Source organism: Sneathiella limimaris, assembly GCF_012932565.1.
GTDB classification, from domain to species: domain Bacteria; phylum Pseudomonadota; class Alphaproteobacteria; order Sneathiellales; family Sneathiellaceae; genus Sneathiella; species Sneathiella limimaris.
Genome location: NZ_JABBYJ010000002.1, coordinates 88,527 through 114,233 on the forward strand (window position 1 = coordinate 88,527; position 25,707 = coordinate 114,233).

Annotated in this window: 24 protein-coding genes; 6 read left to right on the forward strand and 18 right to left on the reverse strand. The window is 46.8% G+C overall.

Features of this window, described 5'->3' with window-relative positions:
• Positions 1-9: 9 nt before the first annotated feature.
• From paaA to HH301_RS14115, 11 genes are all read right to left on the reverse strand, one after another.
• Positions 10-972, reverse strand: coding sequence for a 1,2-phenylacetyl-CoA epoxidase subunit PaaA (paaA, locus tag HH301_RS14065; RefSeq protein ID WP_169569664.1), 963 nt, complete (start codon positions 970-972; stop codon positions 10-12).
• A 182-nt stretch (positions 973-1,154) separates the two neighbouring features.
• Positions 1,155-1,931: a FadR/GntR family transcriptional regulator gene (locus HH301_RS14070; protein WP_169569665.1), complete on the reverse strand. Its 777-nt coding sequence runs from the start codon at positions 1,929-1,931 to the stop codon at positions 1,155-1,157.
• Positions 1,932-2,140: 209 nt separating this feature from the next.
• Positions 2,141-3,043, reverse strand: a complete 903-nt coding sequence (locus HH301_RS14075; protein WP_169569666.1) for a ribokinase — start codon at positions 3,041-3,043, stop codon at positions 2,141-2,143.
• Between the two features lie 33 nt (positions 3,044-3,076).
• Entirely contained in the window at positions 3,077-3,907 is an 831-nt protein-coding gene (locus HH301_RS14080; protein ID WP_169569667.1) for an ABC transporter permease, read from the reverse strand.
• On the reverse strand, positions 3,904-4,770 hold the full coding sequence (locus HH301_RS14085; RefSeq protein WP_338091386.1) for an ABC transporter permease: 867 nt from the start codon (positions 4,768-4,770) through the stop codon (positions 3,904-3,906). Before HH301_RS14085 ends, HH301_RS14080 begins: the two co-directional genes overlap by 4 nt.
• Positions 4,771-4,799: 29 nt before the next feature.
• Entirely contained in the window at positions 4,800-6,143 is a 1,344-nt protein-coding gene (locus HH301_RS14090; protein ID WP_169569669.1) for an ABC transporter substrate-binding protein, read from the reverse strand.
• A gap of 10 nt (positions 6,144-6,153) precedes the next feature.
• The gene (locus HH301_RS14095) at positions 6,154-7,218 is read right to left on the reverse strand and encodes an ABC transporter ATP-binding protein (RefSeq protein ID WP_169569670.1); all 1,065 of its coding nucleotides are present in this window, start codon (positions 7,216-7,218) and stop codon (positions 6,154-6,156) included.
• Between the two features lie 143 nt (positions 7,219-7,361).
• Positions 7,362-8,789 (reverse strand): phosphonoacetaldehyde dehydrogenase, encoded by a 1,428-nt coding sequence (gene phnY / locus HH301_RS14100; protein ID WP_169569671.1) that lies wholly within the window; start codon positions 8,787-8,789, stop codon positions 7,362-7,364.
• A gap of 12 nt (positions 8,790-8,801) precedes the next feature.
• The gene (phnA, locus tag HH301_RS14105; RefSeq protein ID WP_169569672.1) at positions 8,802-10,040 is read right to left on the reverse strand and encodes a phosphonoacetate hydrolase; all 1,239 of its coding nucleotides are present in this window, start codon (positions 10,038-10,040) and stop codon (positions 8,802-8,804) included.
• A 168-nt stretch (positions 10,041-10,208) separates the two neighbouring features.
• Complete coding sequence (locus HH301_RS14110; protein WP_169569673.1) at positions 10,209-10,937, reverse strand: isochorismatase family protein; 729 nt, start codon at positions 10,935-10,937, stop codon at positions 10,209-10,211.
• A gap of 26 nt (positions 10,938-10,963) precedes the next feature.
• Positions 10,964-12,133 (reverse strand): substrate-binding protein, encoded by a 1,170-nt coding sequence (locus tag HH301_RS14115; RefSeq protein ID WP_169569674.1) that lies wholly within the window; start codon positions 12,131-12,133, stop codon positions 10,964-10,966.
• Positions 12,134-12,386: 253 nt separating this feature from the next.
• Between HH301_RS14115 and HH301_RS14120 the strand changes: the two genes are divergently transcribed.
• From HH301_RS14120 to HH301_RS14135, 4 genes are read left to right on the forward strand one after another with little or no spacing between them, the layout of a single operon-like run.
• On the forward strand, positions 12,387-13,121 hold the full coding sequence (locus tag HH301_RS14120) for an ATP-binding cassette domain-containing protein (protein WP_169569675.1): 735 nt from the start codon (positions 12,387-12,389) through the stop codon (positions 13,119-13,121).
• Positions 13,111-13,815: an ABC transporter ATP-binding protein gene (locus HH301_RS14125; protein ID WP_169569676.1), complete on the forward strand. Its 705-nt coding sequence runs from the start codon at positions 13,111-13,113 to the stop codon at positions 13,813-13,815. Before HH301_RS14120 ends, HH301_RS14125 begins: the two co-directional genes overlap by 11 nt.
• 1 nt (position 13,816) lies before the next feature.
• A complete protein-coding gene (locus tag HH301_RS14130) occupies positions 13,817-14,674 on the forward strand; it encodes a branched-chain amino acid ABC transporter permease (RefSeq protein ID WP_169569677.1) in 858 nt (285 codons plus the stop codon).
• Positions 14,664-15,632 carry an ABC transporter permease subunit gene (locus HH301_RS14135; protein WP_169569678.1) on the forward strand — a complete coding sequence of 323 codons (969 nt, stop codon included), beginning with the start codon at positions 14,664-14,666 and terminating at the stop codon, positions 15,630-15,632. The genes HH301_RS14130 and HH301_RS14135 overlap by 11 nt, the downstream gene beginning before the upstream one ends.
• Here the strand turns inward: HH301_RS14135 and HH301_RS14140 are convergent.
• From HH301_RS14140 to HH301_RS14165, 6 genes are read right to left on the reverse strand one after another with little or no spacing between them, the layout of a single operon-like run.
• Complete coding sequence (locus HH301_RS14140) at positions 15,629-17,359, reverse strand: hydantoinase B/oxoprolinase family protein (RefSeq protein ID WP_169569679.1); 1,731 nt, start codon at positions 17,357-17,359, stop codon at positions 15,629-15,631. The genes HH301_RS14135 and HH301_RS14140 overlap by 4 nt on opposite strands.
• On the reverse strand, positions 17,346-19,394 hold the full coding sequence (locus HH301_RS14145; RefSeq protein ID WP_169569680.1) for a hydantoinase/oxoprolinase family protein: 2,049 nt from the start codon (positions 19,392-19,394) through the stop codon (positions 17,346-17,348). The genes HH301_RS14140 and HH301_RS14145 overlap by 14 nt, the downstream gene beginning before the upstream one ends.
• A 35-nt stretch (positions 19,395-19,429) precedes the next feature.
• The gene (locus HH301_RS14150; RefSeq protein ID WP_206378341.1) at positions 19,430-20,017 is read right to left on the reverse strand and encodes an amino acid synthesis family protein; all 588 of its coding nucleotides are present in this window, start codon (positions 20,015-20,017) and stop codon (positions 19,430-19,432) included.
• On the reverse strand, positions 20,014-20,883 hold the full coding sequence (locus HH301_RS14155) for a UPF0280 family protein (RefSeq protein WP_169569681.1): 870 nt from the start codon (positions 20,881-20,883) through the stop codon (positions 20,014-20,016). The genes HH301_RS14150 and HH301_RS14155 overlap by 4 nt, the downstream gene beginning before the upstream one ends.
• Positions 20,884-20,886: 3 nt before the next feature.
• Complete coding sequence (locus tag HH301_RS14160; RefSeq protein WP_169569967.1) at positions 20,887-22,296, reverse strand: 6-hydroxynicotinate reductase; 1,410 nt, start codon at positions 22,294-22,296, stop codon at positions 20,887-20,889.
• The gene (locus HH301_RS14165) at positions 22,185-23,123 is read right to left on the reverse strand and encodes an FAD binding domain-containing protein (protein WP_169569682.1); all 939 of its coding nucleotides are present in this window, start codon (positions 23,121-23,123) and stop codon (positions 22,185-22,187) included. The genes HH301_RS14160 and HH301_RS14165 overlap by 112 nt, the downstream gene beginning before the upstream one ends.
• Before the next feature lie 220 nt (positions 23,124-23,343).
• Here HH301_RS14165 and ung point away from each other — a divergent pair, with 220 nt between their 5' ends.
• Together ung and HH301_RS14175 are read left to right on the forward strand one after the other, a co-directional pair.
• The gene (gene ung, locus HH301_RS14170) at positions 23,344-24,045 is read left to right on the forward strand and encodes a uracil-DNA glycosylase (protein WP_169569683.1); all 702 of its coding nucleotides are present in this window, start codon (positions 23,344-23,346) and stop codon (positions 24,043-24,045) included.
• A gap of 29 nt (positions 24,046-24,074) precedes the next feature.
• A complete protein-coding gene (locus tag HH301_RS14175) occupies positions 24,075-24,818 on the forward strand; it encodes a glycerophosphoryl diester phosphodiesterase (RefSeq protein WP_169569684.1) in 744 nt (247 codons plus the stop codon).
• 11 nt (positions 24,819-24,829) lie between these two features.
• Here the strand turns inward: HH301_RS14175 and HH301_RS14180 are convergent, their stop codons facing one another.
• Entirely contained in the window at positions 24,830-25,699 is an 870-nt protein-coding gene (locus HH301_RS14180; RefSeq protein ID WP_169569685.1) for a GNAT family N-acetyltransferase, read from the reverse strand.
• Between the last annotated feature and the right edge of the window lie 8 nt (positions 25,700-25,707).

Consider the following 25,707-nt stretch of genomic DNA (forward strand, 5'->3'; position numbering starts at 1 on the left):
TTCCTCAACTTAAGCGGCCTGCTGAGCGGCCTGCTGACGTTTACGTTTCTTTTCTGCATAGGCTAAAGCGGCATCCCTTACCCATCTACCGCCATCATGTGCGTCACGACGTGTTTGAAGCCGTTCCCGGTTGCACAGACCATTACCTGCAACAACGTTTCTAAACTCATCCCAGTCGATCTCACCCCAATCATAGCTTTGCTTTTCCTCATTCCACGCGAGTTTGTCATCGGGAATTGTCAGACCAAGATATTCTGCCTGAGGAACAGTTGCATCAATGAACCGCTGACGAAGCTCATCGTTAGAAGACCGCTTGATCTTCCAAGTCATACTCTGGCTGCTATGATCACTGTTTTTGTCATGCGGCCCAAACATCATGAGCGCTGGCCACCACCATCTATTCAGCGCATCCTGAGCCATTTCTTTCTGCTCTTTAGTGCCCTGAGCCATGACCATCATGATTTCATAACCCTGACGCTGATGAAAACTTTCTTCTTTACAGATTTTCACCATGGCCCGGGCATATGGACCATAAGAACACCGGCAAAGTGCAATCTGGTTTGTGATTGCCGCACCGTCAACGAGCCAGCCAATGGCCCCAATATCAGCCCAATTGAGTGTTGGGTAATTAAAGATAGATGAATATTTCGCTTTGCCGCTGTGCAGCTGTTCATACATTTCGTCCCTGGATATCCCCAAGGTTTCAGTAGCACTATACAAATATAGACCGTGCCCACCCTCGTCCTGAATTTTGGCCATCAGAACTGCTTTTCTTTTCAGCGAAGGCGCACGGGTGAGCCAATTCCCTTCGGGCAACATACCGACAACTTCCGAATGAGCATGTTGTGACATCTGCCGGATCAGTGTTTTTCGGTACCCTTCAGGCATCCAGTCCTTTGGCTCGATTCTGATTTCTGCATCGACTTTTTTCTGAAAGGCTTCTTCAAGTTCTGCCAGTGATTGCTCAGTCATCTTTTCACCCAGTCTCCACACACTTTGCTTATCTATTATGCCTTTATGATACATTATTTTTAGAAAATCAATACATTTTGTATCATTTATGACAGGGTGCACTAAGCCCAATACTGCTTGAATATTTTTAGGAGCATAGTAAGAAGGTCAAAAGCACGCTGCTTTGCAATAAAGAATGAGGATCAAAATGAAACCAACCCCAAAGATGGCCCCTTCTTTTGAGTTCCATTCTTACTCCGACCAAAAAGAAGCTCTATATCCCTTTGGATGAGCGACCTAACACCATTTGAAGCCCCTTCTCCATCGCCGGCTTTGATTTTATCAACAATCATACAGTACCAGCGCCCGCTGCCTTTAATACTCTCTGAATATTCCTGCCGTTTTTCCTGGCAATGGCGAATGGATAATTTGATTGGCTCTTTAGCTCTGGAAATAAACTCGTTCCCACAGCTTTCTAGCAAATAACAATGAAATGCCAACTCTGCCTCCCAGGCCCGCAACAAGTTGCCTTCCTCCCAAGCTCGTTCCATCAGAATAAAGGACTTTTCTACAGGGTTGTAGCCGATTGTTTCCTGCTCTGATGCCGCAACCATTCGAGCTGCCTCAGGTTCAACAATTAATCTGAGTTGCATCAGTTGCTTCACATGCCCCTGACTGAGACTTCTCGGCTGATGCCACATTAATATATCTGGATCCCAAAGGTTCCAGAACTGCCTGGATCTTACGATTGTACCTGATCGTTGCTTAGCTTCTAACAGGCCTTTAGCTGTGAGCACACGAAATGCTTCGCGAATAGCCGTACGGCTGCCGTTAAAGCGCCGTAAAAATTCATCTTCTGAGGGCAACCTCTGCCCTTGCTGATAAACTCCCGTTACAATCTCCCGACCCAACTCATGAACGACACGTCCATGAATTCCCGATCTGGGATAAGTTCTATCTACATGACCAAAAACAAACATATTGTCCCCCGACTTAGTCTGTACCCCGAAGTCGGTTTTATAATATTTTCTTAATATTCAAATATATACTGATAATTATGGTTTTATATAAAATAGTTATCAATAGGGGCAAAAAACCGCATTAAATATGATTATAAATCAATTTTTTTTATGAATTTGACTAATCCGAGAATGAATATCTGGTCAATGAACCAAAAACTAGAACTGAATCAAGAAAAGTTTTCAGAGGAGAGAATATCAAATTTATAAGGAATACTACTTTGCGCCCCATTTCGGGAGCAGGTTTCACTGGCGAAATTTACCGCATAGGCAAGCGCTTCCAGAAAAGAAGTTCCAAAACTCAATTCCGCGAACAAAGCTCCAATGAAGCTGTCTCCCGCCGCCGTCGTATCTCTAACTTTAATTTGCTTGGCGGGAAGTTCAAAAACCTCGTTATTGTACGAGGCTATTACCCCGTCAGCACCCAAAGTGAGGATCGTGTTCAGATTAAAACGAGCAGAGAGTTGCATCAAAAACTGACGATGATCAGAAAACTCCATACCAATCATTTGGGCCAATGCCTCTGCTTCCCCTTCATTAACTACCAAATAATCCAGACTTTTGAGAATACTCTCCGGCACCTTACCAACCGGAGCGAGGTTAAGAACCGTCTGAACAGCTAAAGACTTGGCACGTTCAATAAGCTTCAAATTCTCCTCAACTGGCACTTCCATTTGCATCAGGAGATATGCTGAATTAGCGATACTCTCATCCGCAACCAACTCTGCCTTAATTAGAGCATTTGCCCCTGGGTTCACGATTATGCTGTTTTCGCCTTGGTCACTAACCCATATAGAGGCTGAGCCTGTTGGACTTTCAACCTTCTGTAGAGCGTCTAGATTGACGTCATCCGAAATAAGGTATTTGAGCGCACTATTTGGCATGCCGGAGCTTTCAACGCATCCAATCATACGCACCACAGCTCCGGACCGACGTGCCGCGACAGCCTGATTGGCACCCTTCCCCCCTGGCACCTCCAAATAGCCTTTTCCAATGATCGTCTCACCTGGTTTCGGAAAATCCTGGACCTGATATACCTGATCGATATTGATTGAGCCAAAAACTGTAATCATGAAATTTGCCACTATATGTGTCGGTAACTAAGTCTATTTATACCCTGAAGATTGGCCAACAAAGCCTTTTTTCCGATAGCGGCTCTGGATGAAAAACAGGCAAACAAGTCCTGGTAAGGTTATAAGTAGCGTTAAACCTGCTGCCACAGCGTCAAGACTGCCACCGCCTGCCAGTTTGGAAAACAACAAGGTCGCCAGAGTATCGATTTGACCTTTCCCCATGTAAAAGGTTAGCAGAAAAATGTTGCTGGATATCAATACAGAAAACAAAGCACTGGCGAACAGACCGGGCGCAATCAACGGAAGTTCGACATACCAATAAACTTGCCATTTATTTTGCGACAACAGGCCGGCTTGCTCCAACACACCTCTGTCCATTTCTCCGTAAATCGTAATCAAAATTCGAGTCATATAGGGAATGACCGGGATCATATGAGCAATCGCAACAGCAACAAGAGAGCCATGCAAACCCAGCTGCAGGAAAATAACCAACATCCCAATGCCAAGCGCAATCTCCGGTACGATCAAAGGAGTTAGAAGATACACTTCAATCACTTTTTTTCCGCGAAATGTATGTCGCGCAATCAATCTGGCAGCCGGCAAAGAAACAAGCAACGAGAGCGCGGTCACCATAATCGCAATCAGGATGGTATTCCCGATTGCCGGTAGAACCCTGGAAACCGGGTCCAGAATATAGTCCCAGGCGATTGGAAACGAAACCTGATCTCGCCTTTCCCACCACCAAATAGAGGGCATCAGATCTGGCCATCCCCAGCGAAAGGCCAAAGAAGACAGTAAAACCGGCAAGAAAGGGCCAAGAATTATAAGAAGAATTATTGCGTATAAAGTCTTTTGCTTTTTCATTTACGACCCCGGCTTACCTCATACCGTCTATAAGCATAGAGGGCGACATAAAGGCATGAAGCTGAAATAAGACTGACAAGCACAACAATCGCCATTGCCTTGGGTCGGTCATTCAGATCGGGACTATCAAAGTATCGCCAGGCTTCTACTGGCAAAGTATTGGGAAATCCCGCTCCTAATAGATATGGGACTTCAAAAGAGCCAAAATTAAAGGCAAAAACAATAAGTGAGGCAGATACCAGAGACGGTACGAGTTTCGGTAACGTGATATGTTGAAAAACTTGCCACCTGTCTGCCCCTAGCAGATATGCTCCCTCTTCTTCACGATTTCCCAGCACCAACAGGTTCGAATAGAGGATTAAAGTCATGAACGGAACCTGCTTCCAAAGGTACACAATCATTATCCCAACCCCATTGCTGGTATTAATGAGCCGAGGAAAATCAGATGGACTCCCAATTGCCCCTATCTGATAGAGCAACCGTGCAAATAAACCCCCGTTTGAGAACAGCAGAATAGCTAGACTAACCCCAACTAGATAAGGCAGAACCATAGGGATTTGATAGAAAAGCAGCGCTATACTATTCGATCTAAAGGTACGAGCCAAATAAAGGGCGAACCCAATACTCAATCCTACCCCGATCAAAGTCGGAACCAAAGCGTAGTAAAAGGTAAGCCCCAAACTTCCCCAAAAAGCAGTGTCCGAAAACAGCGTCTGATAATAGTTCAGCGTAGGAAATAGCTGAATTCCGTATTGAGGGGCGTATCCAAAACTTTGCGCTAGGGCCATAGCAAAAGCCCCAAAGAAGAAAACCGTCAAGACCAAAAGAATGGGGAACAAGCTGACGAATGCCTGTCCCCTCATTAGTGAGCCTATCTGGTTTTCTGACCCTTTCACTTTGCTTTTTCCATCGACATTCTGACAATCTCAGGGAAAGGTGTTTCGGAGTCCCGTTCGATATATTCAATCCAGATAGATTGAATAACCTTAACCAGAGATGCATTTGTGTCCGGGACAGCAACTTTGGAAAGTTCATCTGCAGTGACACCAAAATGATCTGGCGCGGCATTAGCAACTAAAGTTTTTTCGTCAAAATTCAATTTACCCATATCCACTCCGAGTGGATAACCAATTTCCTTCAATTTTGAAATCTGTAACTCCAACGAGGAAAGAACGTTTGCCAACACCAAGGCAGCGGCTGGATGCGGTGCATTTCCGGGGATAGCAATAAAGTTCTTATTTTTGATCATGCCACTTTTGGGAAAAATGATGGTCTCTGTTGTTTCAGAAAATGCCCCCGTTTTTCGCATATTGGCAACGAGGTATAAGCCAAACTCACACCCCATATCCACTTCGCCATTATTGAAGAGCGTTTGATTTGCAGCCTGATTTTGCGGATAGATTGGTTCCCCATCCCCAAGAAGCAGCGGCTCTAGCCGTTTTAAATACTCAAAACCGGGCTGAACAATTTTTGTAAATTCATCTTCAGAAAAACTATCGATGGAACGCTGGAATTCCTGATAGCCATTCCCCCTTGGATTAAAAGCATACAAAACTGATTGAACGAATGTATTTCCAATGTAATGAGGTGGTTTCACATATGTAAAACGGCCCGGATTTTTCTGAAGCCATACGTATAACTCCTCAAACGTGGATGGAGCATCCTGGCGGCTCAAACGATTTGTTTCCACGTAGCAGACATACTGTTCTCCCGACCATGGCATCTCCCGCGCTTCAGTCGGTGTTCCAAAGTCAGAAAGGTTTAACTCTGAAGCAGCATCCGCCGGATCAAAGAAAAAGTATTTTGAATTTGGCAATTTGGCTGCAAATGAGCCAAACAGTGCATCCTGTTTTGATAGTGTCAGAAAGTTATCCCCGTTTAGCCATATCGCATCAACACTCCCCTCTCCAAGGCCGCGTCCTGTCTGCTTTTCGGACAAAACCAAATCAACAGCTTCGCGGGTACCTGCAATACGGGTTGTCTTTAATTCAATTCCCAACTTCTCAAGTTCCGGTGCGACTTTTGCTGCAATCCAGCCATTCAGTTGTTCACTGCCTCCCCAATGGAACCAATTAACTTCCCCTTCTTCTTTTGCCCGTTCCAATATGGCCTGCCATTCAAGCTCGCCGCTCAAAAAGGCCTTCTGGAATTTTTCCGCACCCTCATCCTTTGCGAAAGCACTGGCTGTCAAAAGGCTGATCCCAAGCGTTATCCCTGCGACTAAAGTTTTTTTCATCCTACTTGCCTCATCTCTCATCTTCTATCGGCCATAAGGTCTCAGGGTTGAGCATCACCCCTACTCTCTGACCCGTTTTAAATATTCGATCTTTTGCTGATCTTGCGGTCAAAACTTCATTGTTGACGCGAATTTTGTAGGTCATAAAACCAGATAAGTATCGCGCATCGGAAATCTCACCTACATAGCTATTCATCAGTGTTTGGGTAGCATCTTCCGAAATGTCAGAGAGGACAATTTGCTCTGATCTGACCATTAAAAACTTTGGAATATTTGAGAGGTTGGATTGGCCGTTTTGCAATTGGACTTCCCCAATGGGTGTTTCAAATCCAAACTCCGATTTACCCAAAACCGGTATAAGGTTCTCTACTCCCATAAACTTTGCCACTGATAAGCAATTCGGTTTTTCTGAAATCTCTCTGGGGGAGGCAACCTGTAAAACTGCACCTTGATCTATAACAGCCACTTCATCTGCAAGGAGAAGGGCCTCTTCCTGATCATGGGTTACAAAAACCGTTGTAATTCCAAACTCGCGCTGAAGATTGGAAATAAAGGCCGCGGTTTCTTTTCGAAGATTAGCATCCAGATTAGAGAGTGGCTCATCCAACAAAAGAATGTCTGGATCGAGAATTAACGTTCTTGCAAGTGCGACCCTTTGCTGTTGCCCACCGGACAATTGATGGGGAAATCGCCCTTCCAAACCGCCCAGTTTCATCGCTGCAATCATATCCTTTGTCCGCTTGGATATTTCTGAGTTGCCAGCCTTCTTCATGCGAAGGCCAAAATTGATGTTGTTCTCCACCGTCATATGCGGGAAAAGGCCAAAATTTTGGAACACCATTCCAACTTTTCGCTTCTTTGAGGAGAGCGTTAATAATGAATGATCACTAAAGAGGATATCCCCAGACAAAGGCTCATGTAGTCCGGCAATCAATCTCAAAGTTGTCGTTTTACCAGATCCTGAGGCTCCCAGCAGAGCTAGCATCGCGCCTTTTTTAACTGAGAGATTTATAGGGCCCAACTCTCCCCCATTCTCGAACCCCGCTACGACGTCTCTAAGCTCAAGCTTGGACAAACTTCAATTCTCCCAAGTTCCGGGCACCCCAAAAAACCGCTTCACCATACTGGTTTTGGGGAAAATTACTGATCAAATAGATGTGAACATAAAAAAAACCGCATCGCAAGGCGATGCGGTTTTTAAGATTTCGAGTGATCAATTTACCAGGGCAATGAGTAAGTTTTTACATTTGTGAAGCTTTTCATCGCTTCGAGAACACCTTCTTTATAGCCAAGGCCAGAATCCTTAATACCACCGAACGGAGACATCTCAATTCGATAACCCGGAACTTCCCAAATATTTACCGTCCCAACATTCAATTCCTCAATAAATCGCTTTATATGAGGCCAGCTATCTGTACAAACACCAGATGACAATCCAAATGCTGTTGAGTTTGAAATTCGGATGGCATCATCGATATCCTTAAAACGGATGACTGGTGCAACTGGTCCGAAAGTTTCCTCTTTTACAAGTTCGCAATCAAATGGCACGTGATCTACAACGGTCGGAGAATAAAGTGCCCCTTCCCGTTTGTTGCCTAGGATCAGCTTCGCTCCTTTGGAAACAGCGTCTTCAACTCGCGCCTCAAAGAGCTTGGCAGAGGCTTCATTAATGACCGTGCCCATATCAACTGATGGATCGAACGGATCACCATATTTCAACTTAGCAGTCTTTTCTGCCAACAACTCAACAAACCGATCAGCAACGCTGTCATCGACCAAGATCCGTTTAACAGCAGTACAACGTTGACCGGAATTTTTATAGGCACCGGCTACCGCAAGATCTGTTGCCTTTTCAAGATCCGCATCTTTGAGGACGATAAGAGGATCATTACCTCCGAGCTCCAAAATTTTACGTTTATAGCCTGCTTTTTCCGCAATATATTTGCCAATAGGAACACCACCAGTGAAAGTCACCAACTCTGCGTGTTCATTGAGAAGCATTTCGTCAGCAATGTCCTCTGGTCGGCCAGTCACTACAGAAAACATTTCGGGAGGCAACCCTGCCTCATAAAGCACATCTGCTAAAAGCAAGGCAGTCAGTGGTGTTTTCTCAGTAGGCTTCAAGACCATGCAGTTATTTGTGGCAATAGAGGGGGCCACTTTATGCGCAACCTGGTTCAAAGGATGATTGAACGGTGTAATTGCACTAATAGCCTGAAGGGGTTCGCGCAAGGTGAAGATCTTTCGCTCCTTGCCATGCGGCGTGATATCACAAGAGAAAATCTCGCCGTCATCCATCATGCATAAGCGCGCAGAAAGGCTAAAAACATCGTAGGCACGACCAACCTCGTAAAGGCTGTCTTTTTTACAGAGACCAGCTTCTGCCGTTATGGTGTCCGAAATATCCTCTTTTCGTTCTACCAAAAGATCGGCAGTCTTTTGTAAAATGGCGTAGCGATCATGACGGGAAAGTGTGGACTTGTAGTCTGCTGCCTTTTGAAAGGCTGAGCGAACATGTTCAACCTGGCCTGCAGGAATTGAACCAATTTCTTCACCATTAAAAGGGTGAAAAACGCCAATATGTTCAGGCGTATCAACCTTTTCACCTGCGATGCGCATCTGCTCTTTTCGAAATGCAAATTTCATAGTTGAGTATCCTTATTGCGCATAGTTTAGAGCCATATCGAATATATCGAAATTGCGAAGTCGGCGCCCATCATCTATTCCCTGAACAGGTTTGTTGCACAACAGAGGAACACGCTGCTCTGAAACTCCACCGTGTGAGCGAAGTGGCTCTTTCAGCGCAGTGAGATCATGCTTACTAACGCTGGTGCCCAAAACTTTATTCGTTGTGGACACCAAAATCACGTCACCTGTTCGATCTTCCGGAAGTTCGAATTTCGCACAGCCTTCCGCACGGGAAAGGCTTTCTTCGATGCCATCCAGCGCCTTCAAACGCTCAATGATTTCTGAGCGATTTTCCTCTGGCAGGTAGGCTGTTGCAAAAGATCCGAGAGCGCCATGATGGACGACATAAGGATCTGTGATCGGCAGGATAACCCGCGCTTTTCCATCCCCTAACCATTCATCCAAGACATCCTGCAGATATATGACATCCGGTTGGCCATCTTCTCCAAATTTTGGTTTCATACCATGATCGGCAGTCAATGCGATTACGGCACCACGTGCGTCCAACTCAGCCATGTATTTATCAAGCATCGCGTAGAATTCATTTGCCACTGGCGTTCCAGGGGCATGCTTATGTTGAATATAGTCAGTGGTGGAGAGATACATGAGGTCTGGCTTAAACTCATCCATCAATTTAACGCCACAGGCAAAGATGAACTCACTCAATTCTGCAGAATAAACTGATGGAACTTCCCGGCCGATCCAACTAGCCGCATCATCAATACCATTTTCTGCCATCGTCGCATCTGCAGATTTTTCCGAGGAAAAACAGATCGCCCGCCCGCTTGTCACGTCCAACCCATGGCCGAGCAATTTCCGGAGCTTATCCTTTGCTGTGACAACGGCAATCTTCGCGCCTTCATCAAAAAAGGCTTTAAAAATAGTTGGGACCCGAAGGAATTTAGGGTCATTCATCATAACCTCTGCATCAGCATCAACATCGTAAAAGTAGTTACCACAAATTCCATGGACCTTGGGTGGCTGACCTGTAACGATGGACAGGTTATTGGGGTTGGTAAAGCTCGGCACCACACAATCAGCTCTTAGATCCGCGCCGTTTGCTAAAGCCTTCTCCATGTAAGGCATGACACCGTCTTTGATGGCCTGTTCAATATATGCGGGCTCACTACCATCGATGCAGACCACGACAACCGGTTGCTTCGGCCAGGCATAGCTGCGTCCATTAACAGCGATTTCAGCTTTCGACATTTTTGGATCCTTTACTCCAGTTCATTCTGCAACTCCTTGAATTCACTTCAAGATAGCTCTTCAGAATGCCATAACTCTATTGCAGATTTATGGGGAGTATAGGAATGAATTATAAATAAATAAAATCGATATTCTTAATCAAACTTATAAATCGAATTTATGCATTATTTAGGCGACACTTCCGACCAGATTAGCACCTCGAGAGGCCATAAAATATAGCCCCATATAATGGGTAACATCCTGTGGATGTGCTGCCTGATCCGGCAAACCAGCCTCACGCGCCACCTCTAACGGCAAATTAAAAGTGGAGCATCCCTTGTCATAGACATGAATGTTTTCAAGCCCCGGCATCATGTCATGATTTCTGGCACTCAGGCTGGTCAGCACAAAATCCATCACGCAAATATCAGTACAAATTCCGACCACAAGAATATCAGTGAGTTGATGGGCTTTTACCCATTCGACAACAGCGTTTTCGCCTGTTTTGGCAATTGCACCAATAAATCCATTGATACAGTCTTTGCGCACTAGTGTGGTGTTGGAGTCTGTTTCTAGCCACTTCAATTCAGGCACTAATTCTTCTTCACCTGTGCCTGCCTCACAATGAGGTGGATAGGGTGGCTCAGGTTTTCCCGGAACGTGGGTATCCAAAAAGGCCAAAATAGGCCAACCTTGCTCAGTAAACTGCTTGGCTAGCCGATCTGTCTCGCTGACCATTGTGGAAACCTGCTCGTTAGGAACAGGCGGGGCCAAATTTCCAGCCCCAACCGTCGCAAAGCCATTCACTTCGTCAACAATGATCAAACCGACCCGCTTACAATCTTTTTCAAGATCCAGTTTGCCGATCGCAATTGGCATCGCCTCGGTAAGTGCTGTAGTAATCTGATCGGTTTGCATCGCTAGTTCCCGTTATCTTCTATAAATTAGCCACACTGCTTCGCAGGCTCAATCACTCCAAGTGCCTTTTCAACATTCAGAGTTCCGCCGCCCGTTTTACCAATATACATGTTCATGGCGACATGGTGATCGGCTTCCGTGATCATGGCTTTACCCGTTGGTATATCAAAGGTAAGACCCGCCATGCCGTCAATCAACGCTTCTTTATCAACCTTACCGGCTTTTTCAAGACCACCCTTAACTGCCATCAAGGAATTGTAATGGGTCATGACATAGAAGGATACTACAGCGTCATCACCCTCACGCTTGCGAATTTTGGAGACAAATTCCTGAACACCTGGCTCTTCTGAATTGGCAACCATTGGAAGACCGGCATACATGCCCTCCCCTTTACCCACACCGAACGCGCCTAGATAGGTTTCTGCGAAACCGAGGAAGGCAACAGTTACTTTTTGCATCAAGCCAAATTCTTCAGCCTGCTTGATGAAGGTGATACCGTCAGCACCCGGCAACGCGAACAGTAGAATTTTTGCACCTGAGTCCGCAATTTTACGGATAACCGATGAAAAGTCCTTAACGCCAAACGGCGTATATTCTTCGCCCAAAGACGTTCCGCCAATTTGCTTGATCATGGCATTGGCCGCCTTGAACATATTCCGTGGCCAGACATAATCTGCACCGAACATATAGTAGCTATCTCCAACACCCGCCTCTTTCAGATAAGGGATGAGAGGTGCCGTATCCTGGTTTGGAACTGTATTGAATGAGAATAGATATCTGTCACAAATACCGCCCTCATAGTTGGTGGCATATAAGAGCGGGGTTTTCATTCGTTTCATGGTGCCAGCCATAGCATCGCGAGCAGCGGATGTAATCGGTCCAGAGACAGCTATTGCCTCATCCCGCTGAATGACTTTCCGAGCTCGCTCAACAGAAGTTTTGGGGTCTGTCTTGTTATCTTCATAGAGAACTTCTACCTGATGGCCCATAATCCCACCAGCGGCATTAATTTCAGAAGCGGCCAACTCCAATCCCATTTGAGCCTGCTTACCAAATAGCTCAAGCCCGCCGGAAAATGGTTGCACGGCACCAATTTTAATCGTCTTTCCAGCCGCGATGGAAGGCATTGGAAAACCCGCGGCAGCCACTGCCGCAGAAGTTGTCAGGAGCAAATTTCTTCGTGAGATAAGTGTCATGGCCAGTCCCCAAAATTATTCGTTTACAAACAATATTATTTCATAAAATATGAAAAATATCTAGAGTTCTATTGGGGTGTTTATGGCTCATTCGAATAATTCCGCAAGTATAGAAGGTTGTTTTTTAGCCATTTTTTTGAATTTTGTTCAAAAATTGAGCAAACTCTTTTGCACACCAACAAATAAGTTTATTTGAGTACTGACAAATAGAGACTGTTTTCTGTTTGTCTACTTATAGTATCGGGAAAGAAGAATGTCTTTTCTTGAAATAGAATCGCTCACGAAAAGATTCGGCGGAGTAACTGCCGTTGATAATTTCTCCCTATCCATTGAAGAAGGGAGCCTGACAGCTATCATCGGCCCCAATGGCTGTGGCAAGTCAACGCTGTTCAATCTGATTAGTGGAACTTTTTCTGCAGATAGCGGCCATATCATCCTTGACGGAGTGAATATGACACCGCTGGGCGTTCAACAAATTGCCGATTTGGGAGTTGGGCGGAAATTCCAAGTGCCCTCAATCTTTCCAGATTTAACTGTCAGACAGAATTTGCGATTACCAAGTTTAGCGCCACATCATTCCGAGTCTGATAGCCCCGGCAAGAAGTTAGAGGAAATCTTGGAACTGACAAACCTGTCCAATAAATTAGAGATCACCGCAAGCCATCTCTCACACGGGGAAAAGCAGTGGCTGGAAATTGGAATGGTCCTGATGCAATCGCCGAAACTTTTTCTATTGGATGAGCCAACTGCCGGAATGACTGTTGGGGAGACTGCTGCGACAGCTAATCTCATAAAGACGCTCACACATAAGCAGGACCTGACGGTTATCGTGATTGAGCATGATATTGCCTTCATTGAAAAACTGGGGTGCCCCCTCACAGTTATGAGTAAAGGCCATGTTCTGAAATCCGGCCCCTTTGAAACTATTCGCAATGACCCAGAAGTTCAGGAACTCTATTTCGGAACAGGAGGTGGTCATGTTGCTTGAAACGCGGGATCTTATTTCAGGCTATGGAGAGGCTATAATCCTGAAAGGTCTTTCTACACAGATCGAAAAAGGCAAGATCACAGCGATCATGGGTCGAAATGGGATGGGCAAAACCACATTCGTCAAAACTGTTATGGGGTTATTACCAGTTTCAAGCGGTTCAATCTCTTTTCGAAACACTCAGTTGCATAAATTAAAAACCAACCAGATTGCAAAACTGGGAATTGGATATGTCCCACAAGGTAGAGAAGTTTTTGAGCAGTTCACCGTAGCAGAAAACTTACGTCTAGCCGCTTTAGGTTCCAGTCTTAATAATCTTGATATGCTGGACCAAATTTATAATTGGTTTCCAATCCTGAAAGAGCGATTGCGCCAAAAAGCAGGAACTTTTTCCGGTGGCCAGCAACAGATCCTTGCAATCGCCCGCGCCCTGATCACTGATCCCGAAATTCTGTTATTGGATGAGCCATCCGAGGGGATCCAGCCAAGTATTGTTCATGAAATTGCAGAAACACTGAAAATGATTGCGACCGAAACTGGCCTTACCATTGTTATGGTGGAGCAGAATCTGGATATGGTCAGAACCATGGCGGATGAAATACAGTTTATGGAAAATGGGGAAATTCAGAAGACCGTAAGCTCGGAAGTCTTCGCTTCCACTCCAGAACTGACCCATCGGTATTTGGGGATCTGATATGGATATTCTTATTCCTCTCGTCGATGCGTCGTCTTACATCCTGATCCTCGTTCTTATTGCGCTCGGGCTAATGATTATTTTTGGCATGATGGGCGTCATCAACATGGCACATGGTGAGCTCTTTATGTTGGGCGCTTATGTCATGGTCATGGCCCAAAGCCTGAGCCTCCCTTTCTGGCTTGGTATCGTACTGGCGCCTATAGTCGTTGGCGCCATTGGTCTTGTCATTGAGTACTGCCTAATTCGACATATTTATCTGCGGCCGATAGATACAATCCTCGCCACTTGGGGCCTCTCAATTGCCTTAAAGCAGGCTATTGTTTTGCTTTTTGGGCCGGAAGCACAGAGTGTCGTAACACCAATCAGCTCCACCCTGACGGTGGGTGAATTTAGCTATCCGCTATACCGTTTACTTGTTATGGGAATTTCACTGTTCCTTATCGGCGGAACATTCTGGCTGTTCCTGAAAACCGACTTCGGCCTCATGGCGAGAGCCGTAATTGCCCGCCCAGACACCGCAGCCACTCTTGGGATTAATACTCGGCGCATGTATCGATGGAGCTTTGTTATAGGCACAGCGTTAGCAGGACTTGCGGGCGCACTTATCGCACCCACCATCAGTGTTGACCCTCAAATGGGTCTTGGATATCTCGTTCCAGGCTTTCTCTCCATCTTGGTGGGCGGTGCCGGTCCACTAGCAGGGGTTTTGGTCGGCGGCACTGCCGTTGGCGGAACGAATAGCTTACTGACAGTTTGGATTTCGCCAGTTGCCGCTCAAATAGCTGTTTTTATACTGGCCATCCTCATCATACGCCTCCGACCCGAAGGAATTTTGGGAGGACGCCGTGAGAAATAATCTTCCGACCCTCATTGTCTTCGTAGCGATGGGGCTCCTGCCGCTTGTTACTTCCGACTATTGGACAAGTCAGCTCAACTATTACTTAATATACGGGCTATTTGCCATGTCCCTATCGCTAACCTGGGGATATGGAGGCATCCTATGCCTGGGACAAGCAATTTTCTTCGGGATCGGAGCCTATGTCATGGCGGTTACCACCAAAGGGATGCTGGATCCCATACCCACCAGTTTTTACCTGGGGCTTCTCCTTGCCATGATGGCAGGCGCGGCATTTGCTGCACTGCTCGGCTATTTCCTTTTTGCTGGCAGAGGCATCCACGGGGCCTATCTCGCGATCATAACACTTGCCATTGCAATGGTACTGGAACGGTTGATGAGCAATTGGTATGAGCTGGGAGGCTACAACGGACTACTGGATATACCGCCTATCAATCTTGCCCTATTTGGCGATCCAATAGATATATGGGACCCTCTACCGACCTTCTATATTCTATGGGGCATTGTTTTTACGATTGCATTATGGCTGAGCTGGCTAACTCAGTCTGATGTTGGTTTGAAACTCATTGCCCTCAGAACAAATCCCGACCGACTGCCTTATTTTGGATTTCGCCCCCTCACCATCAGGCTACAGGTTTTTTGCCTAAGCGCTGCAATAGCTGCACTTGCTGGGGCACTTTTTGTCACGATAGACGGGTTTGCCTCCCCCACGTTAATCGGATTTGGTCTTTCCACTGAGGTCCTAATCTGGGTTGCCATAGGTGGGAAAGAAGTCTTGATTGCTGCCTTTCTCGGGGCTGTCCTGACGCGCCTCACCGAAAGCTGGCTATCGGAAATCTTTGGAGATTACTGGATACTGATCCTTGGAACCCTTTTTATGATCAGTGTCGTTCTTCTGCCCAAGGGATTAATCGCAAGCCTAATCGACTGGCTCCAAAAACCCCGTAAATCAACTTAAGGCTCAGCTCTTAAAGCGGCGGTTGCACCCTCATCGACTTTTCCCGTTTGAGGATCCAGCGCGACCCTGAATAGGTCAAGAGCCTGTTTCGGCGTGTAATAACCCTGATCCACATCCTCAGCCACTTTGGCTGGGTTTCTAGCATAGGGATTTCCGTAGCCACCGCCACCTGGCGTCGAGATAAATATTTTATCGCCTGCAGAAATCCGGATGTTTTGATCTTTGGATAAATGAGGCGGAATATAATCTTCATCACCAGCGTGAACCCGAACTTTGTTGGTTCCGCCGTCTTTGCCGCCGAGTGCTCCCTTAGGACCGTATCGACCGTGGTCCATCACCATGGATGCTCTCGCCTCTCCCCTCTTCAAGGACAAAGTGTAATTAATCCCGAAACCACCCCTAAATTCGCCGGCACCGCCGGAGCCTTCGTGCAAGGAATATTCTTCAAACAAAACCGGATAATATTGCTCCATAACTTCGATTGGCGTTGTCTTGGAAATCCCGATGGTTGAGCAACCGTTCGTCAATCCATCGCTATCCAAATAACCGCCATAACCACCGCCGGAGATGACATACATGACGTAGGACTTATCTTTTTCCGTATCATACCCCCCAACCGCTAGGTTACCAGAGGTTCCGGCTGGCGCAGCAAACAATTCTGTTGGCATAACGTCCACGAGAGCATTGAAAACGGCTTCCGCAATTCGTTGGCTAACTTCGGCAGCACACCCAGAAACTGGTCTTGGATATTTTGCATATAAGAACGTTCCGTCTGGATCATGAACGATCAATGGGGCAAACGTCCCGGAATTAATGGGGATATCTGGAAAAATATGTTTTACTGCCAGATAAATAGATGATTTTGTTGTTGCTAGAACCGAATTCATTGGCCCCATACAAGGCGGACTTGAACGGGAGAGATCAAAGATCATCTCTTCACCCTTCACTTCAATATCGAGATTTATCTCGAGCGGCGCATCCACAACGCCATCAGAGTCGACAAAAGATTGCCCTTGATATTGACCATCAGGGATCTGCCGAATTTTAGCACGCATCTGTTCTTCGGCACGGTCTTTCAATTCTGCGATCGATTGGCGGACAGTTTCCTCACCGTATTTATCAAGAAGCGCGGTGAGCCTATCTTCTCCAACTTTCAGTGCCGCAGCCTGAGCTTTGATATCACCGATCCGTTGATCTGAAATCCGGATATTGGAAAGGATGATGGAGAGAATTTCAGGATCCAATTCCCCTTCTTTGAACAGCTTCACCGGGGGAAGGCGAAGTCCCTCCTGTTCAACCTCTGTCGCGTTTGCAGAAAACCCACCCGGCACGGATCCACCGAGATCCGGCCAATGCCCCGTATTGGCAAGCCATGACCAAAGTTTACCGTTGTAATAAAAGGGCTTCACGAACTTGACATCCATCAGATGCGTACCCCCAAGATAGGGATCATTGACGATATAGATATCGCCAGGGCGCACATTCTTCGCCCTCTCGATGACGGCCTGGGTTGAAAACTGCATGGTGCCAACAAATACGGGTAATCCCAGCTCCCCCTGCGCAATCAATTCCCCTGTCTCAGCACCATAAATTCCATCTGATCGATCCAGCGCCTCTGATATGACCGGGCTAAAAGCAGCCCGAACAAAAGCAAGATCCATTTCATTGCACACCTGGATTAATCCGTTTTGGATAACGGACAAGGTAATTGGATCAATTTGCGTCATTAGTCACCTCCACCACCAGGTTTCCAATTTCATCTGCTGTCACGCGCCATCCCGGTTCAATCACGATTGTTGTATCCAGCTGATTGATAATTGCAGGCCCTGAAAACTCCAAGTCTTCGGGAAGTAGATTACGAGAATATATAGGCGTCTCCAGCCATTCCCCCGCAAAATAAACCGGCCGAACCCCCACTTGAGCGTCGATCAAGTTTGATCGAGCCTCATCAGATTTTAAGGAATGGAATGAAATTCCTTCTCTCTTTCCAATGATGGCCGTGTGAACGTTTACCAAAACGGCCCTGATTTCCGGTAATTCCACTCCGAAACGGGACCAATAAACCTCATCAAATCGCTTTTGCAGCTCTTCAATTGTCACCTCTGGTCCACTAATACTAACGGGCAGCATATGGCTCTGCCCCTGAAACTGCATATCCGCTGTAAAAATCAAATTGATCTCACTCACTGGAATATTATCCCGCTTGATCATTTCGTGACCGGCCTCAATCTGCCCCTGAATAACGGACCGAACCTCTTCTTGATCCAACGTTGCAAGTGGCTTGTTGATCGTATTTACAAAATCATGGCGAAGGTCAGAAACCACACAACCAAGCGCGTTTGTAATGCCAGGGCGAACCGGTAATAAAAGCTTTGGAATACCGAGCTCTCTTGCAAGCGCACCACCGTGAAGTGGCCCGGCGCCGCCAAACGCAAAAAGCGCAAAATCTCTGGGGTCATGCCCTCGGGACAAGCTAACCATTCGGATGGCGCCTGCCATTTTGTCATTTGCAATCCGAATAATGGCCTCCGCCACCTCAATGGCAGTCAACCCAAGACGGTTACCAATTTTTTCTTTGAATATATTTTCCAGGCTTTCACGGGAGACGGTACCATCCACGGACAGAAGCGCATCTGGATCCAAACGGCCAAGAAGAAGATTTGCATCCGTAATTGTCGGCAACGCACCCCCACGACCATAACAAATTGGACCCGGCATCGCGCCAGCACTTTGGGGGCCGACCTCTAATAGTCCGGCTTCATTTATCCATGCAATAGAACCACCACCAGCTCCAATCGTATGAACATCCACCATTGGTACATGCAGAGGCATGCCATATTCCAGATCCAGCTCAGAGGTCACTTGAGGAACACCTTCCTGAACAATTCCAACATCTGAACTGGTTCCACCCATATCGTAGGTGATAACACCGGCCACTCCCGCGGCACGCGCCGTAGCAGCAGCAGCCATCACACCTGATGCCGGACCAGACATGACTGTATTTACAGCACTTTCAGCAACTATGGGGGCCGCCACGCTACCTCCATTTCCTTGCATCACCAAGAGATCATGCTGAAAGCCAGAGCTTGTCAGTTCAGTTTGCAAGCGAGAAATATACCGGTCTAAAACAGGTTGGATCGCCGCATTAATAGAAGCCGTCGTTCCCCGTTCATACTCTCGGTATTCCGACAGGATCTGGTGCCCGGCGGTGATGTAATTATTGTGCCAATGCTGCTTGGCAATTTCCAAAGCCCGCTGTTCATGCGAAGAGTTTTTATAGGAATGTAGGAAATGGATGACCAGGCTTTCCACGCCGGCATCCTTCAGTTGAGTAAGAGCATCCAAAAACCCCTCCTCATCCAAAGGAATGACAACATTTCCATCAGCATCCATCCTTTCAGCAACTTCCAGACGGAGTTTTCGGGGAATAAGGGGAGAAAAGCTTCCCTTCAAACCATATGGTTTTGGACGGGTTCGACGCCCCAGTTCAAGAACGTCGCGGAAACCTTTTGTCGTTATCAAACCAACTTTGGCGATTTTTCGTTCCAGCAGCGCATTGGTTGTTGTAGTCGTGCCGTGGTTAATAGCGGCCACAGTTGTCAAATCAACCTTTGCACTTTCAAGGGCTGAGAGCACACCAAAAGCCTGATTATCAACAGTTGTTGGCACCTTGGCGATCTCCAGTGCACCCGAAATAGGGTCCACAGAAATCAAATCCGTAAAAGTACCCCCAACATCAACGCCGATAAGTTTCCCCGTCATACTGCCCCCACATTACGCGACTTAAACTAGTTGGCTTATCTTAAGCCATTGAACTCTGAAATATCCTCTGCGGCTAGGCCGCCAAGCCGGGCATGAACACGGCCACCTGTTGCCATGACCAGCGCAAATAGAATTTCCCCGCGACGCGGTGCATCCCCTATCCCCACTTCCAAAGCATCAAAATGACTTCGAACATAGGAGGCATCTTTATGGGTCAGCGGAATATCAAGACGACCACCGACATGAGAGACTTTCTTGCTGGAAGGCACTATGGCATGAGCAGTTCCAAGGGCTTCGCGCATGGCATAGCCACCCGCAACATGCCATGTAGCGCCATGTTCCATTTCACCGTCTTCCCCAACAATGGCACCTTTGCCATAACTGCAAATCTTCGTTGCATCCCCGCCCAAGGCATCAATCAAACGATTTGCAAGCTTAAGCCCCAACGGCTTTAAGGCATCCATGAAAGGCGTAATATCTTCCACATATTTTCCAGCGTACGGGTTTTCGACAACGGCCGAAATCGAGCCTTTTAAAATCGGTGCTTCTAAAACTGGACCACCTTCATGCCAGACCTCTTCAACTTCGGTAATAATTTTGCGTACCTTTACCAGATCACTCATGCCACTCTCTCCCTTATTATTGTTCGCTGTTGTGAGAATTGCCGAACCTCACCCTTTAGGGATATGTATACCCCGCCGATTAATCCAGCAGACTGAAACAGTTTGGCCGTCTTTTCACCTTCCGACAATGCTTTGTTTATTTCTCGGTCAGTCAGTTCCCCGACATCAGTTGTAACCAACCGATCCCCAAGATCACTATCAGGATCCAACTCAAAGACTGGGGTCTGTTTGATGGCGCTGCTCTTAACAAAAACGTCCCCCGCAATCAGGGTCGCAGCCACGTCAGCCAAGACGGCATTAGATGCCAACACAGTCACAGCGTCAGCAATACCAGAGGAAAAAGATCTTCCTTGCCATCCGGAGGTTGCAATTCCACCAATCTGATCTGTAGCTTTAATATGAACTGTGCCATTCCAACTTGGATCATCATGATTATTAACGATGGCAGCTTTAAACTCCTGATCCGGTTTTAAATAAACAGCAATATCTCCACCGTTATTCACATAGGCTTTCTCAATACCTTTTATGGCACTTATCTTCCTCAGAACGGCATCTGCGATGGCACCAGCCACACCTGCCATGGGCGTCACATAATGATAATCTGAAAACAGATTAGCCGCCTCAATCATTCGCTTTGAAATTGGGCTCCTAATGGAAACTGGAACAATTGGTGCTGGCTGTCTTAACGTTGCTAGATCTGCCACTAATCCCTCTAAAACCGTTTCAAAAAACCGGGAGACTTCGTTATATGCAGCTGCAACAGCTTCTGGCGTTCCCCAGGCTTCACAGATCAGATCAGACGGACCATGCTGTAAATGCAGCCGCTTTCCATCTTTCATCAACCGAGCTATTGCAGGCGCATACATCGTTCAAGTCTCACGCTTCTCAAGTCTGCCGGCTTCTCGGCTCAGGACTTCATCAACCGTTACGATCCGGTTCGAATACCCCCCTAAAGCTTGAAAATTCAGCTTGGTCATTGTGAATTCGATGGGGGCGACAATGGCCGGGGTCGGTACATAGCCAAATGAGTTCTCAGGCATTTTCAAGACATCCACCATGAAGGTTATTCCGCCGCCCGGCCAAATAAATGTCTCAGCCCCACCGCAAGTGACATTCGTCAAATGATCTTTCACTGATCTGGTCAATCGAACCGGGTTCTCGGTGACCCCAGCCCTGAGTGACCCACCTGCGCCGGCCATAAACAACACAGAACAAAGCGCTGGCTCACAGTTCTCAGCAATCCTCTCAACGGCCAGAGAAATTTCCTCAGGCATCTCTTGTTGAACAGGATTCAAATTTTCATCAAGGACAAACCAAGCACTATCTTGGCCCGTTGTTGAAACCATGAGTAATCGCATACCTGGAAAGGCTTTGTCCGGTTCAATCCGATCGATAATATCAAGCGGATTGGTTACATTCGTCCCGCCCCACCCTGCACCGTGGTCAGCAACCTGAAAATACCGACCAGGTGTGGAACGACGGCCACGAACCCGAATGCCAGAAACCGGCATTTCTAAAAACTGCCCTGCCTGATGCTCACTCAAAACACCGGTGATATGGTCATCGACAACGATCACCTCATCTACCTTTCCATGCCATTGGGGGGCAAAAATCCCGATCGTAGCAGACCCGCAGCCAACCCTCATCCGCTCTTCACGGGTACCATCAATTACAGGTGGCTCTCCAGCTTGGACAACAAGCTCCGCTCCTCCCTCAACAGTGAGCTCCACTGCCTCCCGGTTACAAAGGCTGAGAAGCGTATCGCAGGTGATACGCCCCTCTTTCTTCGATCCCCCGGTTAGATGGCGCACCCCGCCAATAGACAGCATCTGACTGCCATATTCAGCTGTTGTGACATGACCTACCTGCTCTCCCTTCGCATAAACGGGAGCTGTTTCCGGCCCCACATACCGGTCGGTATCGATCTTGACTTTAGCGCCGCAATAACTGAATACCCCCTCAGATACGACAGTCACTGTATCCGCACCATTAATCTCGGCACCGACAATAAATGGGGCAGGTTTATAATCTGGATAGGTTGTACCAGAGCCGACACCCGTTACCATGATAGACGATGCCAGCAATTCACCGTCCCACTGATCTGGAGACTCTGGAAGCGGCACAGCTGCGCCACCACGCTCCATCACGACAAGCGGATCCAATCGTGTCAATTTGCCTTCAATATTCCCATAACGATCACAGGCTCCACTTTTGCCTTTGCGAATGCGACAAAGAACGGGGCAGGCATCGCAGCGAACAATTTCCTGATCATCAAGGATCCCGACAACAGTCTTTTCACCAGTATCTGGGCTGCCTCAATGCGATATTCTGCAGACGCACGAACATCATCTATCGGGTGAAGCTCATTGAAGTGGTGATCCTCAACTTTTTGTGCAAGATCAGAAGTCAGCTGATTTCCGAGTAAAGATTGCTCCAGTTTGTGGAGACGAGTGGCAACCGGGGAGCATGCACCCAGGCAGATGCGAATATCTGTAATTGTTCCATCAGATGTCCAACCTACGACGCCAGAAACCATGACAAGCGAGATGACCAAATATTTGCGAGAACCCAGTTTTAAAAATGAACTGGATAGATTTTCAGATTTAATTTCTGGGATCCAAATTCCCTTTAAAAGTTCGTTGGCGGCCAACGCGGTTTTCCGATTGCCCAAAACAAAATCTTTTAAAGGAAGTTTCCGCTCACTGTTAGGGCCAATAATTTTAACCTCAGCATCTAGAGCAATAAGCGCCGCTACACCATCTGCAGCAGGGGATGCATTGCAAATATTTCCGCCGACGGTTCCACTGTTTTGAATCTGGATACCCCCAACCTCTCTTGCCGCACTTTTCAGTCCATCAAATAAGGTTGGCAGATTGGTGCGAACAACATCTGTCCACGTGGTTGTAGCCCCTATCAACCATCCGTTATTCTGCTTTGAGATGCCTCTGAGACTCTCAAGGGCCGTAAGATCTAGAATATTATCGTCGAGATTAAGATTAACTTTGGCCGGATAATAATCCGTGCCCCCCGCAAGGACTTTCCATCCGCCTTTTGACAAGACGGACAAAGCATTTTCAAGCTCCGTTGGCCGAATATAGTCCCCCATGCTCAGTCCCTTTATATGTACACAAACAATGATGCGATAATTTAGAAACAAGTCAAGTCTAACTTTAAAAGGCAAACTTAATTGAAACCCAATTTTTCTATACGAAAGATAATCAACTTGGCATCCATCTTTCGCAGCAGTAGTTTGGTTCGAATGAAATACCAGAATGACTTAAGAACGTTAATTAAGCCATTCAAAAAACGATGATTTTACTAATAAGATGATGCAGTTTACGACAATTGAACCGACATGGGATAAGCATCTCACTTCGACTTTTCAAAGTGAGCCTATGCAAAATCTTGAGAAGTTTCTTGAACAGGAATATTTGTCTGGAAAGGTCATTCTACCGCCCAAGGCTGAAATTTTTACTGCTCTGAAATCCACCCCCTTACCCGATGTTAAAGTCGTTATTCTTGGACAAGACCCATACCATGGGATTGGTCAAGCTCATGGGCTCGCCTTCTCGGTTAAGCGAGGAGTTCCAACCCCACCGTCTCTAAAAAATATCTTTAAAGAAATATCGAGAGATCTTGGACTTCCAATTCCAACACATGGAAACCTACAGAGCTGGGCTAACCAGGGGGTACTTCTGCTCAATACGGTTCTAACAGTTGAGCAAGGAAAAGCCGCTTCCCACCAAAAGAAGGGCTGGGAAAGGCTGACCGATGAAGTCATCCAAACACTGAACAGGGAGCGCCAGAACCTGGTCTTCTTCTTGTGGGGAAATCATGCTATCGCCAAGGCAAAATTAATTGACCCTACCAAGCATTTGGTCCTCACAAGTGTTCATCCCTCCCCTTTATCTGCCAATCGGGGTTTTCTCGGAAATGGACATTTTTCTGCAACAAATAACTATTTGAAGGAGCATGGTATTTCTCCTATAAATTGGGCGATAACAGACGAACAACAAACCCTATTTTGATACCCACTCGACCCGTTCAGGAGCAATCCATGTCCAATCAGTTTTTTAAAGTAATGCCGAGAATTATCGGCCATAGAGGTGCGTGTGGACATGCTCCGGAAAATACAATTGCCTCAATGGAAAAGGCATTAGAGCTTGGAACCAATTCTGTTGAAATTGACGTCATGCTCACACGTGATGACCAATGCGTCATCTGTCACGACCATAATGTTCGGCGCTGCACCAACGGAGAAGGTAAGGTTCGCCTAAAAACACTTTCTGAAATACAATCCCTGGATGCCGGAAGCTGGTTTGCACCAGAGTTTGCAGATGCCCGTATTCCAACTCTGACGGAAGCTTTCAAGCGATTGGTTGAACTCGGAATGAGTGTTAATCTAGAAATCAAACCTCTTGAAGGCTGGCAAGTTCCAACGGCACGCAAAGTCCTCGAGGAACTCAATACCCTGGGTGAGAAGTCACCCCCAACACTGATTTCCTCATTTGATATCGAAGCCCTTGAAGTTGTCCAGGAAATTTCCCCTGAAATTCCCAGAGGCTATTTGACAGACGTCTTACCCGATGAATGGGAACGACGACTTAAAGCCGTTGGCGCCGTCAGTCTTCATATGGACAAAGACTTTGTCACGCCAGAGATCGTGAAGTCAGTTCAAGGAGCAGGTATCAAATTGTTGATTTATACAGTTAATGATGCTGAAACAGCCAAGCCACTCCTGGATTGGGGTGTTGACGCAATTATCACAGATTATCCAGACCGGCTTCTCCCTCTTCTTTGAGAGGCCAAAAGCTACCCGATAGCCTGAGTGACTATTCCAAAGACTTGCTCTCGCGCCTGATGAAACCCTGTCTGGCTACGCAACATCATTGGGGATGTTTGATCTTGCTTAAAACCCAAGTCGCTTAGGCGGCTTCGGAAGGACGCTTTATCAGATAAGCTGTCCGTACGAATAGCTCTGGACTGACCATAAATCATCATTTGAATAAGTGCGATCGCAAGATTTTCCGTTTCTGCCACTAATGGCCCGATACAAAGATGTTCGAAACGATCGATCATCATAGCAAAGCCGAGCACCCTTTCTGATGCTTTGTCTAAGGCGACTATGCCTGGATATTCAGCTTGCTGCAGTGCGCTTAAGACATGGGTGCGATCCCCCCCAAAAAATTGCGCATCAAACTCTTGTATCTTTCCCCTAAGCTCTGCAGTTATGGGACGGAATGTCACTCCCGGCAGTTCAGGCAAAGCGGGCTTCTCCTGACTTTCTTCAATGACCATTTTCGTACAATGATCCACGACTTCATAGCCAAGCTTTTGATAGAGCGGAAACCCCTCTTCTGTCGCAATCAATTTTGCTGGTAACCCGAGTTTATCAATCCGGCGATGAAGTTCCGCCATCAATGATTTACCAATACCCTGACCCTGCATATGTTCGGCTACAATCACGGCGCCGACAAAACAATATTGATCTGAATAACAAATGAAAGACGCCGTCCCGACAAGCTCTCCATTCTCATCACAACATCCAACAACCTGTCCCAGCGTTAAAAGTACCTGCCAGTATTTTAGAGTAAAGTCCCAGTCCAATGAGAGCGACAATGCCAAAAGTCGATCTGCATCTGAAACTGTCAGCGACTTTACCTCCAATTCAGGTGAGCGCATTCCTCACT